We start from the raw sequence: 15309 nt of genomic DNA, 5'->3' as shown, positions 1-15309 counted from the left end.
CGATGAAACTTCTGGTCACCGGCGGCGCCGGCTATGTCGGCAGCGTCTGCAGCACGGTCCTGCTCGAACGAGGACACGAGGTCGTCGTCATCGACGACCTGTCGACGGGTAATGCCGACGCGGTGCCGCTCGGTGCCGAGTTCATCGAGGGCGACGTCGCGGACGTGGCGGCGGAGGTGCTGGGCACGAGCGGCACTCCCCGGTTCGACGGGGTGCTGCACTTCGCCGCGCAGTCGCTCGTCGGCGAGTCGGTCCAGTACCCGGAAAAGTACTGGCGCGGCAACGTCGTCACCACGCTCGAACTCCTCGAGGCCATGCGGCACTCGGGGACGCAGAAACTCGTGTTCTCGTCGACGGCCGCGACGTACGGCGAACCGGAGCACTCGCCGATCACGGAGGCCGATCCGACGCGTCCCACCAACCCGTACGGGGCGACGAAGCTCGCGATCGACCATGCCATCACCTCGTACTCGGTGGCGCATTCGCTCGCGGCGACCAGCCTGCGGTATTTCAACGTCGCGGGAGCGTACAAGTCGGCCGGCGAGAACCGGGTCGTCGAAACGCATTTGATTCCTCTCGTGCTCCAGGTGGCGCTCGGCCAGCGGGAGAAGATCTCGATCTTCGGAACCGACTGGCCCACCCCGGACGGAACGGCGATCCGCGACTACATCCATGTGCTCGACCTCGCCGAGGCGCACGTGCTGGCCTTGGAGTCGTCGATCGAGGGCAGGCACCGCATCTACAATCTCGGTAGCGGCGCGGGTTTCAGTGTGCGCGAAGTCATCTCGGCGTGCGCGCGGGTCACCGGGCTCCCCATCGCGGTCGAGGACGCGCCGCGCCGGGCAGGCGATCCCGCCGTGCTCGTCGCGTCGAGTGATCGTGCGATCGCGGAACTCGGGTGGCGGCCGGAGCACACGGACCTCGACGAGATCGTCGCCGACGCCTGGACCTACCTGCAGGAGCTGGGCGACCGGTCGCACGCGGCACGTCGTTGACGCGGGCTCAGCCGGCGAGCGGCGGGGGCAGCACGACACCGACCGCGCTCGCGCGTTCGTAACCGACGTCGGCCAGTCCCCGCACCTCGGCCGGCCGCATTCCGCTGTGCAGTGCACCGTCCAGCAGGGTGGCCAGCCTGTGCCCCGGCTCCGAGTCCAGCGCGGCGGCCAATGCGATGCCGGCGAACGGCCCGTCCCCCCGCAGGTAGGCGCTGTAGCCGAGCAGCGCCGCCGGGTTCGCGCGTTCCGGGTCGGGAAGGTTGCGGGCCAGGAGAATCCACAGTTGCTCGGCATCGTCGGCGTACGGGCCCACGGCGAGTGCGAGCACGCTGTCCCGGACGGTGACGTTGTCCAGTGCGAGCGCGAGTTCCGCGTACTCCGGCGCGAGGAGCCTCTCACCGGACGACACCCGCGCCACGTGTGTCAGCACCAGTTCGAGCTCGAGTCGGTGGCAGCGATCCGGCATGGGCGACCGCTCGGCCAGTTGCCTTCGCAGAAGCGACGACGGGCGGCCACGTTCGATGAGGGCGGCAATCTGCATCCGTTCGAGCACCGGCCCCACCTCGATCGTGGCCTCCATCTCCTCGCGCGAGGCGCGGATGGGCTTGCCCTCGAGGACCCGCGCGAGCGCGACGCGGGACGACGCCGGATCGGACTGGACACCGTAATTGCCGCCGAAGAAGCTGAACCATGCACCGCCCGAAGCGATCTCCGCCGTGAGGAAGACGTCGAGAAGGTCGGTCGGCGTGAATTCGAGGAGCTCCTCGAATTCGTCGACGATCGCGGACAATTCGTCGAGGCAGAGCGCGGACGGGCCGGTGACACGGTCGTCGACGAGAACCAGGATCACCCCGCCGGCGCGGTCGCGCTCACAGACGGTGGCGAACTGGCCCAGCGCCGCGCACATCGTCGGGCTCGGCCCTCCGGCACCTCCGAGGACCAGGTCATGTCTCATGACGGCGCCGACCGACGAGTTGCGCTTCCCGGTCAGGCACACCGCCACGATCGACCGGGCCGGCCGGAATCCGAGCAGTGCGGGAATCGAGGCGAGGAGGTCGTCCGGAGCGGACAGCGTGACCGTGTGCTGCTGCGGGGGCGGTTCCCCGCCGGGATCGTCGGAGAAGCCGGAACCGTGGGGCAATGCGGGTGTCGTCATGCCCCAGACTCTGTCGGGTCGACCCCGCGGGGGCCGGCGGGCGAGCTGGGCAAACACAGAGGGCTGTGGATGGGCGACGGGTTGTGGACAACCCGGCCGCCGCGCCGGGCGGACGCGCCGTTCGTCCGAGAAGTCGTCGGAGCCCTGTGCTAGGGCCCGCTCAGCTGTTCTGCACCTTCTGCACGGCGGCGGTGAACACTTCGTCGAGCGCGACGGTGTCGGCCTTCGCATCGCCGAACGACATGAAGGTCGCGGACACCCGCACGTCGCCCACCTGCGCGATCAGCGTCACCATCGACTGGGTGACCTGTTCGCTCCCGGTGCCGGATTTGACGGTCCGCCGCAGCGCGAGGGTGTCGTCCGCCCGGACGGGAGGGGCCGGAGTGATCTCGGTGGTGACGGTGGACTCGGCCCCGTTGTCCGTCACGGTGACCTCACCGCACCTCTTCGTCTGTTCCGCCAGGTCGTCGAGGGGTGTATCGGTCCTGGCGAGCTCGACCGAGATCGTCGAGCGGCTCGCATTGTCGGTACCGACCGCCATGACCGTGCCGGTCGGTCCGTAGTCCTGTGCAGGCGGCGCACAGTCCGCGGGGTCGACCACCGCGCCCTGCGGAACCCCCGTCAGGTCGGGCGCCGCCATCGACACGGCCTGAGCGGGCAGGACGATCGCCTCGTAACGGGCGGGGAAGTCGGCCGGATCGACCAGCAGCTTCGACAGTCCCTTTCCGGACGGCGAACCCGCCACGATGGTGGTGCTCGGCTGCGGTTCACCGGAGACGGTCGAGGCACACCCGGCGAGAATCGCTGCCGCGGCCAGCGCGACCACCGGGGCGACGGCCGTCCGTACCGCTGTGCGCCGAGATGTCACCGTCGTCCTCCCGTGTCGGATGTACCCTCTCCGCCACTCTGCCACGCCGGCACACCGACAGCGGGGAGGCTGCGGCTCAGCTGCCGCGGGCGATCCATTCCTCCAGATGCGGGGCCTCGGTGCCGATGGTGGTGCCGTCGCCGTGCCCGGTGCGGACCGTCGTCGACGCCGGCAGCGCGAACAGGCGATCGCGAATGGATCCGATGATCGTCGGGAAGTCCGAGTAGGAGCGCCCGGTGGCTCCCGGACCGCCCGAGAACAGGGTGTCGCCGCTGAACAACTCCCCCACCTCCGGCAGATACAGGCAGCAGGAACCGGGAGAATGCCCGGGCGTGTGGAGCACGCGGAGGTCGGTCCCGGCCACCGCGATCTCCTGCCCGTCCTCGATCGGCGTGTAGGCGACGGCGGGGTGCGTCTGCTGCCACAACACGTCGTCGGCCGCATGGAGGAAGAGCGGGGCGTCCAGTGCCGCGGACAGTTCGGGGGCCACGGTGACGTGGTCGTTGTGACCGTGGGTGCAGACGATCGCCCGGACGCGCCTGCCGCCGACGGCCGCGACGATCGGGGCGGCGGTATGAGCTGCGTCGATCACCACGACTTCGGCGTCGTCACCGACGATCCACACGTTGTTGTCGACGTCCCAGGTGCCACCGTCGAGGCTGAAGGTGCCGGAGGTGACCACTCGGTCGATGCGCACGCTCACGACTCGACCTTCGATCGCCGTATCGCTCGTACCCGTATCGCTCGTACCCGTGTCGACATCGCGCACCTCCAGGGTCGTCCGTCTCGGATCGTGCCGTTCCTCACATTGCCACAGACCGTGCGCGGGATCTCGCTGTGGGCGAACACCGGAGGCCGTCCGGCGGGAATTATCGGTCGCGCGTGGCGTGTTCCCCCAGAGCAGGGCCTCCGAGAGCAAAGTCCGACGTATCGATGCCGGAGACGATAGGGGACACTGGAGGCCAGGCACGAAGGAGAAGAGGTCTGTAATGGACGAACAGTCGAAGATGTACGAGCTGGAGTTCCCGGCACCGCAGCTGTCCTCCGCGGACGGGCAGGGACCCGTGCTGATCCATGGACTCGAGGGCTTCTCCGACGCAGGCCACGCCGTCAAACTCGCCACGACGCATCTCCGCGAGAGTCTCGAGAGCGAACTCGTCGCCTCCTTCGCGGTCGACGAGCTCGTGGACTACCGCTCCCGTCGGCCCACGATGACGTTCAAGGCCGATCACTTCTCGGACTACGACCAGCCCGAGCTGAACCTGTATGCGCTGAAGGACACGGCGGGTACCCCGTTCCTGCTGCTGGCCGGCATGGAGCCCGATCTGCGCTGGGAGCGGTTCACGACGGCGGTGCGCCTGCTGGCCGAGCAGCTCGGTGTGCGCCGGACCGTGGGCATCAACGCCATCCCGATGGCCATCCCGCACACCCGCCCGCTCGGTGTGACCGCACATTCCACCAACAAGGACCTGATCAAGGACCACCAGCGCTGGTCGGGTGAATTGCAGGTGCCGGGCAGCGCGTCCTCGCTGATCGAGTTGCGGATGGCGCAGCACGGGCACGAGTCGGTGGGATTCTCGGTTCACGTTCCCCACTACCTGGCTCAGACGGACTACCCGGGGGCGGCGGAAACCCTCCTCGAGAATGTGAGTGACGTCACCGACCTGGATCTGCCACTGGCCGCGCTCGGCGAGGCCGCCGCCCGCGTCCGCGAACAGGTCGACGAGCACATCGCAGGTAACGACGAGGTACAAACCGTCGTCCACGCCCTGGAACGTCAGTACGATGCCTACGTAACGGCTCAAGAACAGCAATCCACGCTCCTGGCCAGCGAGGAAGACCTGCCGAGTGGCGACGAACTCGGTGCGGAATTCGAGCGTTTCCTGGCCGAACAGGCGATGCAGGACGGCGAGAGCGGCAACTCCGAGGAGGAGGGCGGATCACAGGGCGGGGCCTGACCGGGTAGCGGTTTGTGCGGTCGCCCTCCCGGCACTGTGCGACCGCACGGTCCAGTTGTTCGGCCGGGACCCGTGCAATAGCGTCGAGACCAAGCCGATGATTGAGCTGTCAACATTCGGGAAGTGCACCTAGTTCAGGAGGCGACATGAGCGACAACCGCATTCGTAAGCTCAGGCCTGTTCCGGACGCCGAAACCCGCATGATGTTCCGCACCATCCACGGCTACCGTCGCGCGTTCCGCATGGCGGGCGAGGGTCCCGCGCTGCTGCTGATCCACGGCATCGGCGACAACTCGTCCACGTGGACCGAGATCATCCCGCATCTCGCCAAGAACTACACCGTCATCGCCCCCGACCTGCTGGGTCACGGACGCTCCGACAAGCCGCGGGCCGACTACTCGGTGGCGGCGTACGCCAACGGCATGCGCGACCTGCTGTCCACCCTGGGCATCGACAAGGTCACCGTCGTCGGTCACTCGCTGGGCGGCGGTGTCGCCATGCAGTTCTCCTACCAGTTCCCGCAGATGGTCGACCGCCTCGTCCTGGTGTCGGCAGGCGGCGTCACCAAGGACGTCCACCCGCTGCTGCGGCTCGCGTCCGTCCCGGTGGTCAACGAGGCGCTGAAGCTGCTGCGCATTCCCGGCGCGATGCCCACCGTGCGGCTGGTGGGGAACGTGCTGAGTCAGCTGAACGGCACGCGCCTGCGCCCCGGTGCGATGCTCCACGACACACCCGACCTGGTGCGGGTACTCGCGGAGCTGTACGACCCCACCGCGTACGAGGCGTACCTGCGCACCCTCCGCGCGGTCGTCGACTGGCGCGGGCAGGTCGTCACGATGCTCGACCGATGTTATCTGACCGAGAACCTCCCGGTGCAGCTCATCTGGGGTGATCAGGACGCCGTCATTCCGGTGAGCCACGCCCACCTCGCGCACGCGGCGATGCCCGGCTCCCACCTCGAGATCTTCCGCGGCGCAGGACATTTCCCGTTCCGCGACGACCCGATGCGGTTCCTGCGCACCATCGAGAAGTTCCTGTCCGGAACCCATCCCCTGCAGTTCGACGAGGCGAAGTGGCGGCAGATGCTCGTCACCGGGGTCGGTGAGAGCACCATCACCGGCAGCGCGTCCACCCGCATGGCGGTTCTCGACGCGATGGGATCGGACGAACGCAGCGCGACATAGGCCCGGCAGCGGCGCACGGCCGTCCGGCTAGCCTGTAGCAGTGCTTCTCTCCGACCTGCTCCCCGAGAACGCGGATTCCGATTCCGTTTTCGACGCCTTCACCTCCTGGACCGAAGAACGAGGACTGACGCTCTATCCCGCCCAGGAAGAATCCGTCATGGAGCTGGTGTCCGGGGCCAATGTGATCCTGGCGACGCCCACCGGATCCGGTAAGTCGATGGTGGCGGTCGGCGCCCACTTCTACGCCATGGCCACCGGCAAGCGCACGTTCTACACGGCCCCGATCAAAGCCCTTGTCAGCGAGAAGTTCTTCGCTCTGTGCGAGGTGTTCGGCGCCGAGAACGTCGGCATGATGACCGGCGACGCCGCCGTCAACTCGCGGGCACCGATCATCTGCGCGACCGCCGAGATCGTCGCGAACCTCGCGCTGCGCGAGGGCCCCGACTCCGACATCGGCCAGGTCGTGATGGACGAGTTCCACTTCTACTCCGAACCCGACCGCGGCTGGGCGTGGCAGGTCCCCCTCGTCGAACTCCCCCACGCCCAGTTCCTGCTCATGTCGGCCACCCTCGGGGAGGTCGACTTCTTCTCGTCCGACCTCACCCGCCGGACCGGGCGGCCCACCACCGTCGTGGCGGGCACCGAGCGTCCCGTTCCGCTGATGTTCTCGTACGCGACGACACCCGTGAGCGAGACGATCGAGGAACTGGTGACCACCAATCAGGCCCCGGTGTACGTCGTCCACTTCACCCAGGCCGCCGCCCTGGAACGAGCGCAGGCCCTGACGAGCGTCAACTTCTGTTCGCGCGAGGAGAAGGACGCCATCGCCGACGCCCTCGGCGGGTTCCGGTTCACCACCGGATTCGGCAAGACGCTCTCACGTCTGGTCCGGCACGGCATCGGCGTCCACCACGCGGGCATGCTGCCGAAATACCGGCGCCTCATCGAGAAACTGGCGCAGGACGGTCTGCTGAAGGTCATCTGCGGCACCGACACGCTCGGCGTGGGGATCAACGTCCCCATCCGCACCGTGCTGCTGACCGGGCTGACCAAGTTCGACGGCACCCGCACGCGGCATCTGCGGGCCCGCGAGTTCCACCAGATCGCGGGACGTGCGGGACGCGCCGGCTACGACACCCTGGGCACCGTGGTGGTGCAGGCCCCCGAACACGAGGTCGAGAATCTGCGGGCGCTGGCCAAGGCGGGCGACGACCCGAAGAAACGCCGCAAGGTGCAGCGCAAGAAGGCGCCGGACGGATTCGTGTCGTGGGGCGAGGCCACGTTCGATCGCCTCGTCGCCGCATCGCCGGAACCGCTCGTGTCGAGGTTCTCCGTGTCGAACTCCATGCTGCTCAACGTCATCGCACGGCCGGGTAACTGCTTCGAGTCCATGCGGCACCTCCTCGAAGACAACCACGAGCCGCGGCCGGCGCAGCGCAAGCACATCCTCAAGGCGCTGTCGCTGTACCGGGGGCTGATCGACGCCGGTGTGGTGCAGCGACTCGACGAGCCCGACGCCGACGGCCGGATGGCCCGGCTCACGATGGAACTCCAGCGGGACTTCGCACTCAACCAACCGCTGTCGCCGTTCGCGCTGGCGGCCCTCGAACTCCTCGACGTCGAATCCGATTCCTATGCACTGGATGTGGTGTCGGTGATCGAGTCGACCCTCGACGACCCCCGGCAGGTGCTCATGGCGCAGCAGCACTTCGCCCGCGGCGAGGCGGTCTCGCAGATGAAGGCCGACGGGATCGAATACGAGGAACGCATGGAGTTGCTCGAGGAGGTCACCTGGCCCAAGCCTCTCGCGGACCTGTTGTTCCCGGCGTTCGAGATGTACCGGGGTGGGCATCCGTGGATCACGGAGTTCGCGCTGTCGCCCAAGTCGGTCGTGCGGGACATGGTCGAGCGGGCCATGACGTTCGCCGAAATGGTCAGCCACTACGGTCTGGCCCGTTCGGAAGGCCTCGTGCTGCGGTATCTCGCGGACGCGTATCGCGCACTGCGCCAGACCGTTCCGACCGAGGCCCGGACGGAGGAACTCGACGACCTCATCGAGTGGCTGGGTGAGCTGATCCGTCAGGTCGATTCGAGCCTGCTCGACGAGTGGGAATCACTCACCGACCCCGGTGCCGAGGGCGACGACCAGCAGGTCGCGTTCGGCGCCGACGTGCCGCGCCCGATCTCCGCGAACACGCGGGCATTCCGGGTGATGGTGCGCAATGCCATGTTCCGGCGCATCGACCTCGCCTCGCGGCGGCGGTGGGCCGAGTTGGAGGGGCTGGACGACGGCATCGACGCCGAGGAGTGGGAGGACCAGCTCCAGCCGTACTTCGACGAATACGACTCGCTCGGCACCGGACCCTCGGCGCGCGGCCCCCAGCTGTTCCAGGTGGAGACCGCGCCCGAGCTGTGGCGGGTCCGGCAGGTCCTCGAGGACCCGCAGGGTGATCACGGGTGGGCGCTGACGGCGGTCGTGGACCTCCCCGAGTCCGACGCGGCCGGTGAAGTGATCTTCGACGAGCTCAGCATCGTCGAGGGATAGCGGTCACGAACGCGGCCGGCGGGGCTGATCACGCCGTGCCGCGTTCTTCTCCTTGATGCGGACGGTCTCCTTGCGGACCTCGGCCTGGGTGGCGCGCTCCTGCTGCAGCCATTCGGGGCGATCCGCCATGAGGGCGTCGATCTGCTCGGTGGTGAGCGCCTCGGTGATGCCGCCGCGCGCGAGGCCCGCGATGGACACCCCCAGCTTCGCCGCGACCACCGGACGCGGGTGCGGGCCGTTGCGGCGCAGCTCGAGCAGCCACTCCGGCGGATCGCTCTGCAGTGCGCCGAGCTCGTCGCGGGAGACGACACCCTCCTGGAACTCCGCGGGGGTGGCCTCGAGGTACACACCCAGCTTCTTCGCCGCGGTGGCGGGCTTCATAGTCTGAGGGCTCTTGTGCGACGTCATGGTGTCAAGAGTAACGAGCGTGTGCGGTGCCGTTGACCACGCCCGGTAGCCTGACGGAGTGACAGACGCGGATGCATCCCCTCCCTTCCGGCTCGCGTATGTCCCGGGCGTGACCCCCACCAAGTGGGTACGGATCTGGGCCGAACGGCTGCCCGACGTCCCCCTCACCCTCGTCCCCGTGTCCGCCTCGGACGCACCCGATCAGTTGCGTGGCCGGAGTGCGGACGTGGGCCTGGTGCGGCTGCCGATCGACCGGACCGGTCTCAGCGCCATCCCGCTGTACACCGAGATCCCGGTGGTCGTGGCACCGAAGGACCACGTCGTGGCGGCGGTGGACGAGGTGTCGATCGCGGATCTGGCCGACGAGATCATCCAGCACCCCCTCGACGACGTCCTCGTGTGGGACCGGCTGCCGGGACTGCCTGCCGCGGACCGTCCGGCCACGACGGCCGACGCGATCGAACTGGTCGCCGCGGGGGTCGGGCTGCTGGTCGTCCCGCAGTCGCTCGCCCGGCTCCACCACCGCAAGGACCTCGTCTACCGGACGGTGTCGGACGGCCCGGAGTCGCGGATCGCGTTGTCGTGGCCCGAGGACGAGACCACCGAACTGGTGGAGGAGTTCATCGGCATCGTCCGGGGTCGCACCGTCAACAGCTCCCGGGGTCGCACCCCGGCGGCGGCCGAGCCGAGGAAGAAGCGTCCCGCCGCGGCGGCCGCACGACAGAAACCGGCCACGGGGACGCGGACGCCGCGCTCCGGCACCGGAGCCAAGGGCGGCAAGCCCAAAGGTGGCAAGAAGGGCAAACCGCGTCGGCGGTCCTGACACTCCCCGGCCGTCAGGCGGGGGTGCCCACCGGCGCCGTCTTCGTGAACAGGCGCGCGAGTTGCCCGTAGTCGTCCGCGCGGGCACTGGACGACCGGAACACGAGGCCGATCGTGCGACCGGGCGCGGGAGCGGCGAAGCGGGCCGTCGCGAGCGGACCCCGTCCGGTCTCCACCTGGACGGCGGATTCCGGCACCAGGGTCACGCCGAGTCCGCCGGCGACGCACTGCACCACCGTCGACAGCGACGTGGCGCGGGTGTCGCCCGCCACCGGATGCGCATCCACCGAACGGCACAGATCGAGGGTCTGGTCGCGCAGGCAGTGCCCCTCGTCGAGCAGCAGGAGAGGAAGCTCGTCCAGCATCGGCGGCGAGATGTCGGTGCGACCGGCCAGCGGGTGCCCCTTCGGGACGACCATCACGAAATCTTCTGTGTACAAGGGGATGTCGACGAGACCGCTGACACCGCTCGGCAGGGCCAGCACTGCGACGTCGAGTGAACCCACACGCAGCGCCTCGAGAAGTCGCGCCGTCTGGTCCTCGATGACCTGCGGCTCCAGTGCGGGCATCTCCTCGCGCAGCGCCGGCAGCAGCGCCGGCAGCACGTAGGGGGCGACGGTGGGAATGAGCCCGATCCGCAGGGGCCCGGCCAACCGGTCGCCGACACCCGCGGCCGTCGCGACGAAACCGTCCGCGGCCTCGAGGATCACCTTGGCCTGACCGAGGAGCCGCTCCCCCGCCGCGGTGACGAGGACGCGCCGGGTGCTGCGCTCGATGAGCTGCACACCGAGCCCGTTCTCCAGGGCGGCCAGCGACTGCGACAGTGTGGGTTGGCTCACACTCAATCGTGCTGCCGCCGTGCCGAAATGGCGGTACTCCGCGACTGCCACGAACGCACGCAGCTGCGACAGTGTGGGTTGATAACTCTGATCGGCCATGCCTATCAGCCTAATGCTTTCCATCGCCTCGGCCTTTTGGACGGGTTCCTGCACAATGCAGGAACGCCCGGAGCGATAGGGTGCGTCAATGCCCATCCACGTAGACGTCGTCCGGGTGTTCACCGACGACAAAGGACGCCACGGCAATCCGCTCGGCATCGTCGACTCCTCGGCCGTCCCGCCCGAGGACCGGCAGTCCGTCGCTCGCACACTCGGATACAGCGAGACGATCTTCGTCGACATCCCCGGGCCCGACGACGAGCACGCGCGCGCCCAGATCTTCACCCCCACCACCGAACTGCCCTTCGCCGGACATCCCACCGTCGGACTGTCCTGGTGGTTGCACGAGCGCGGTGCCGCGGTCACCACACTCGACGTCCCTGCGGGCCCCGTCACCACCCGGCGTTCCGGCGCGATCACCTGGGTGCGGGCCCGGCCCGAGTGGGCGCCGGAGTTCTCGCTGTACCCCATGGACAGCGTCCGCGAGGTCCAGGCCGCCGACCCGAAGAAGTTCGGGGCCGGGCACCACTACCTGTGGGCGTGGACCGACAAGGTCGAGCATTCGATCCGGTCGCGAATGTTCGCCCCCGACATGGGCATCACCGAGGACGAGGCCACCGGAGCCGCCGCCGTCCGGATCACCGCGCACCTGCGGCACGCCCTCCTGATCACCCAGGGCAAAGGGTCCGAACTGCGCACAACGTACGACCCCGCCGGCTGGATCGAGGTCGGCGGACGGGTACACCCCGAGAAGTCACGCACCCTCTGACGTCGGCCGCCTTCCCCGCCCCGCGGCGAGGTCGGCCTCGCTCAGGCTGACCTCGATCTCCCGGCCCAGCGTCACACCGGGAGCGAGCGGAAGCCGGTCGCCGCTCCAGAACTTGCCGGGGTCGTACCAGTTGGTGCGCCTGCGACCGCTGATCAGACCCATCTCCTCGTACGTCTGCGCGACCACCTCGGCGCAATAGGCGCTTTCGAGGCTCGCCGACTGCTCCCGGCGACGGCGCGACCCGGGCAGGCGCCCGCCGAACCACCGCGACGCGAGTCTCGCGGTGGACGGGAACGGCGTTCCGTCGAGCCGCGCGATCGCCCGCATCAACGCGTCCTCCTGCTGCGGCGTCGCGGGTTCGGCGAGCTGACGCAGCCATCCCCGCTGCCCGTACCGCGCACCCCACACCTGGACCGCGGCGCGCAGGTCGTGGAGTTGCACACCACGCTGGAAGCGGCCCGTCCACATGTCCTGCAACGAATGCCCGAGCTCGGCGTGCCACATCAGCGGCGGAAGGTCCTCGAGCACCACCGACATGCCGACGTGGTTGACCGGACTGTTCGTCAGCGTCTGGATGGCCCTGTCGGCCGGGGACTCTCCGCGGAAGATCCAGATGTCGCCGGTGCGGGTGACCTCGACCGCGGTGTCGAGGTCGATGGTGGAACGGTGTCGTCGTGCGTCCGTGTGCCGTGGCGCGTCCATGGGCCCTAGCCTAGAAGGATGCGACTGCATGGCAGGCAATGGTGGAAACTTCTCGGACTCGCCGGTGTGGTGGGTGTCGCCGCGACCGGGGTCGTCGCGGTCCGCGCGGATCGGCACCGCAAGGCGTACACGCCCGACGAGGTGCGGGCCCGTCTGCACGAGCGCTACACCCGCGCGTACGCCGCGCACGACGGGCAGCAGGAGATCGCGCTGGCGTCGCCGACGTGGCGGGACCGGGTCACCGGCGCCCTGCACCGCATCCGCAGGCGGGGCGCCGGCCAAGATCAGCCCAGCGCCCGGCGGAACCCGTCCGCGAGCTGAGCGACCTGATCGTCCGTCATCACGAACGACGGCGAGATCTGCATGGCGCCCTGACCGGCGGCGCGGCCCGAGATGCCGAACTCACGCAACGTGTTCACGAACGGGAGTGCCTCCGCAGGATCGGCCAACTGCACGGCCGCGACCGCACCGAGACCGCTGCGCACTTCTTCGACCCGCGGGTGGTCGGCGAGGGGCGCGAGGTGCACGTGCAACGAGGACTCGAGCCGCTTCGACTCCGCCAGCAGGTTTTCGCGCTCGATGATGTCGAGGTTGGCGAGTGCGGCCGCGGCGGCACCCGCGTGCCCACCGTAGGTGTAGCCGTGCCGCCACCACACCCCGCCGGCGAAGAACGGCTCGGCCACCCGCGGGGCGATGAACACCGCACCCATCGGGACGTACCCGGACGTGAGACCCTTCGCCGTCGTCATCATGTCGGGCTGCAGATCGAATCGCGTCGACGCGAACCACTCGCCGCCGATGCGGCCGAATCCCGTCACCACTTCGTCGACCACGAACAGGATGTCGTGCTCGCGGCAGATGTCGCGGACCTCCGCGAGGTACCCCTCCGGCGGCAGGTACACGCCGCCCGCGCCGATGACGGGTTCGCAGAAGAACGCGGCGATCGTGTCGGCACCCACCTTCTCGATCAGCTCGAGCAGGCTCTTGGCGTCGTTCCAGGCGACTGTCGCGGCGTCGGCCATCAGCTCGCCGTAGCCCTCGCGGTTGACGGGAATACCCGCCAGCGCAGTGCCCGCGACGTGCATCCCGTGGTAGGCCTTCTGACGGCCGACCACGATCGTCTTGGCCGGCTTGCCCATTTCGTGCCAGTAGCGGCGGGCGAGTTTGGCCGCCGTGTCCACCGAATCCGAGCCACCCGAGGTGAGGAAGATCTTGCTGCCCGGCACCGGCGCGATGGTGGCGAGCCGATCGGCCAGGGTCGCGGTGGTCTCGGGAACGAAGTCACCGAAGTTCGAGAAGTGCGCCATCGTCCGCAACTGCTCCGCGACGGCGTCCGCGATCTCCGCACGCCCGTGCCCGACGTTGGTGAACCACAGACCCGCAGTCGCATCGAGGTAGCGGTTGCCACGGTTGTCCCAGATGTACGCGCCCTCGCCGCGAGACACCACGAAGGCGCCCTTCCGTTCCACCGCGCCCATATCCGCGAATCCGTGCCACAGTGCCGACGCCATGCTCATCCCTTCGTGAAACCCCACCCCAGGCGACTATGCCACGGCGCCCCGGCTCGGATCCGGCCGCGTCACTTCTGCACGAGTGCGGTGGGGTGCGCTTCCGTGTCGACACCCGGTATCCCACGACCGCGGATGGACGCGCCGGCCGTCTCGGCCACGAAGTACAGCGCGACGAGACCGATCCCGCACGCGGCCATCATGTAGAACGCCGGCATCAGCGAGTTGCCCGTCCATTCGATGAGCAGTTCGTTGACCGCCGGGGCAGTGCCACCGAACAACGACGTCGACACGTTGTACGCGATGGCGAAACCCGCAAACCGCACGTGTGTCGGGAACATCGCCGGGAAGGTCGCCGAGATCGTGGACAGCTGCAGCACGTACAGCAACCCGAGAACCGCGAACGCCAGGATCGCCCATCCGAAACCCTGACGCATCAGCAGATACATCGGGACGGCGAACACGATCAATCCCACGAGTGAGCCGTACCATAACGGTTTTCGGCCCACCCGGTCCGACAACCCGCCCGCGAACGGAATGACGGCCATCATCACGAGTTGCCCCACGATGAACAACGTCAGCGATGCGGTGGACGACAGGCCGATCTGCGTTTCCAGATAGGTCGGCATGTAGCTCAGCAGGGTGTAGTTGGTGACGTTCAACGCGATGACGAGTCCGCCGAGCAGCAGCAACGGCTTCCAGTACTCGGTGATCAGGTCCTTGAACTCGTGGGTCGTCCCCGACTCCACCGCGCCTTCCGCGTCCAGTTCCCGGAAGACGGGTGTCTCCTCGAGCTTGGTCCGCAGGTAGAGGCCGATCAGGCCCATCGGCCCGGCGATCAGGAACGGGATACGCCAGCCCCAGGTGGACATGAACGGATCGCTGGAGAACAACTCCACCGCCAGAACCACGATCGCGCCGAGCGCGTACCCGCCGAGGGTGCCGAACTCGAGGAAACTTCCGCAGAAGCCGCGCTTGCGGTCCGGCGAGTACTCGGCCATGAACGTTGCCGCGCCGCCGTATTCGCCGCCGGTCGAGAAGCCCTGGATCATGCGCAGCAGCACCAGCAGCAGCGGCGCCCAGAAACCGATGACGTCGTAGCTCGGCACGAGGCCGACGCAGAACGTCGCACCCGCCATCAGGATGATCGTCAGAGCGAGGACCTGGCGACGGCCGAGCCGGTCACCCAGCGGACCCCACACGAGACCGCCGAGCGGTCGCACGACGAACGACACCGCGAACACGAGCAGCGCGTAGAGGGTGGCCGAACCGGTGTCGCCGGGGAAGAACGCGGCCGAGATGTACGACACCGTGAACGCGTACACACCGTAGTCGAACCATTCGGTGGCGTTTCCCATCGCCGACGCCGCGATCGCGCGTCGGAGAACACCTGGTGGGAGCGTTTCCTGCTCGGCTGACGCATCCGCAGATGCCATAGATCCCGCCTCCTGAGGCC

General features: G+C 68.5%; 15 protein-coding genes. 7 read left to right on the top strand and 8 right to left on the bottom strand.

Annotated features, from left to right (window positions below; genetic code table 11):
- The first annotated feature begins 2 nt into the window (after positions 1-2).
- On the top strand, positions 3-995 hold the full coding sequence (galE, locus tag JWS14_RS36715; protein WP_072942361.1) for a UDP-glucose 4-epimerase GalE: 993 nt from the start codon (positions 3-5) through the stop codon (positions 993-995).
- Between the two features lie 7 nt (positions 996-1002).
- Here the strand turns inward: galE and JWS14_RS36710 are convergent, their stop codons facing one another.
- The 3 genes from JWS14_RS36710 to JWS14_RS36700 form a co-directional block, all read right to left on the bottom strand.
- Positions 1003-2151, bottom strand: a complete 1149-nt coding sequence (locus tag JWS14_RS36710) for a DUF4192 domain-containing protein (protein WP_206015375.1) — start codon at positions 2149-2151, stop codon at positions 1003-1005.
- Between the two features lie 160 nt (positions 2152-2311).
- Entirely contained in the window at positions 2312-2977 is a 666-nt protein-coding gene (locus JWS14_RS36705; protein ID WP_206016257.1) for a DUF5642 family protein, read from the bottom strand.
- Positions 2978-3095: 118 nt separating this feature from the next.
- Positions 3096-3722: an MBL fold metallo-hydrolase gene (locus JWS14_RS36700; protein WP_095860678.1), complete on the bottom strand. Its 627-nt coding sequence runs from the start codon at positions 3720-3722 to the stop codon at positions 3096-3098.
- A gap of 286 nt (positions 3723-4008) precedes the next feature.
- Here JWS14_RS36700 and JWS14_RS36695 point away from each other — a divergent pair, with 286 nt between their 5' ends.
- The 3 genes from JWS14_RS36695 (at position 4009) to JWS14_RS36685 (ending at position 8706) form a co-directional block, all read left to right on the top strand.
- A complete protein-coding gene (locus JWS14_RS36695) occupies positions 4009-4977 on the top strand; it encodes a proteasome assembly chaperone family protein (RefSeq protein WP_095860679.1) in 969 nt (322 codons plus the stop codon).
- 146 nt (positions 4978-5123) lie between these two features.
- On the top strand, positions 5124-6161 hold the full coding sequence (locus JWS14_RS36690) for an alpha/beta fold hydrolase (RefSeq protein WP_206015374.1): 1038 nt from the start codon (positions 5124-5126) through the stop codon (positions 6159-6161).
- A gap of 40 nt (positions 6162-6201) precedes the next feature.
- Positions 6202-8706: a DEAD/DEAH box helicase gene (locus tag JWS14_RS36685; RefSeq protein ID WP_072942366.1), complete on the top strand. Its 2505-nt coding sequence runs from the start codon at positions 6202-6204 to the stop codon at positions 8704-8706.
- A 3-nt stretch (positions 8707-8709) separates the two neighbouring features.
- Here the strand turns inward: JWS14_RS36685 and JWS14_RS36680 are convergent, their stop codons facing one another.
- The gene (locus tag JWS14_RS36680) at positions 8710-9114 is read right to left on the bottom strand and encodes a DUF5997 family protein (RefSeq protein WP_072942367.1); all 405 of its coding nucleotides are present in this window, start codon (positions 9112-9114) and stop codon (positions 8710-8712) included.
- 58 nt (positions 9115-9172) lie between these two features.
- Between JWS14_RS36680 and JWS14_RS36675 the strand changes: the two genes are divergently transcribed.
- On the top strand, positions 9173-9937 hold the full coding sequence (locus JWS14_RS36675; RefSeq protein ID WP_206015373.1) for a LysR family substrate-binding domain-containing protein: 765 nt from the start codon (positions 9173-9175) through the stop codon (positions 9935-9937).
- Positions 9938-9950: 13 nt separating this feature from the next.
- Here JWS14_RS36675 and JWS14_RS36670 read toward each other — a convergent pair whose 3' ends face one another.
- Positions 9951-10874 carry a hydrogen peroxide-inducible genes activator gene (locus tag JWS14_RS36670; protein ID WP_072942370.1) on the bottom strand — a complete coding sequence of 308 codons (924 nt, stop codon included), beginning with the start codon at positions 10872-10874 and terminating at the stop codon, positions 9951-9953.
- Between the two features lie 88 nt (positions 10875-10962).
- Here JWS14_RS36670 and JWS14_RS36665 point away from each other — a divergent pair, with 88 nt between their 5' ends.
- Entirely contained in the window at positions 10963-11643 is a 681-nt protein-coding gene (locus JWS14_RS36665; protein WP_072942372.1) for a PhzF family phenazine biosynthesis protein, read from the top strand.
- On the opposite strand, the gene JWS14_RS36660 is transcribed toward JWS14_RS36665, so the two are convergent.
- Complete coding sequence (locus JWS14_RS36660) at positions 11629-12345, bottom strand: C40 family peptidase (protein WP_095860683.1); 717 nt, start codon at positions 12343-12345, stop codon at positions 11629-11631. The genes JWS14_RS36665 and JWS14_RS36660 overlap by 15 nt on opposite strands.
- Before the next feature lie 18 nt (positions 12346-12363).
- Between JWS14_RS36660 and JWS14_RS36655 the strand changes: the two genes are divergently transcribed.
- Positions 12364-12666 (top strand): hypothetical protein, encoded by a 303-nt coding sequence (locus JWS14_RS36655; RefSeq protein ID WP_072942376.1) that lies wholly within the window; start codon positions 12364-12366, stop codon positions 12664-12666.
- Here the strand turns inward: JWS14_RS36655 and JWS14_RS36650 are convergent.
- A complete protein-coding gene (locus tag JWS14_RS36650) occupies positions 12630-13862 on the bottom strand; it encodes an aminotransferase family protein (RefSeq protein WP_206016256.1) in 1233 nt (410 codons plus the stop codon). The two genes, JWS14_RS36655 and JWS14_RS36650, sit on opposite strands and share 37 nt — an antisense overlap.
- 62 nt (positions 13863-13924) lie before the next feature.
- Complete coding sequence (locus JWS14_RS36645; protein ID WP_072942379.1) at positions 13925-15289, bottom strand: MFS transporter; 1365 nt, start codon at positions 15287-15289, stop codon at positions 13925-13927.
- Between the last annotated feature and the right edge of the window lie 20 nt (positions 15290-15309).

The organism is Rhodococcus koreensis, assembly GCF_017068375.1.
GTDB lineage: Bacteria > Actinomycetota > Actinomycetes > Mycobacteriales > Mycobacteriaceae > Rhodococcus_F > Rhodococcus_F koreensis.
The sequence above is the reverse complement of the archived record's forward strand: the minus strand, read 5'-3'. Positions and strand labels throughout refer to the sequence as shown.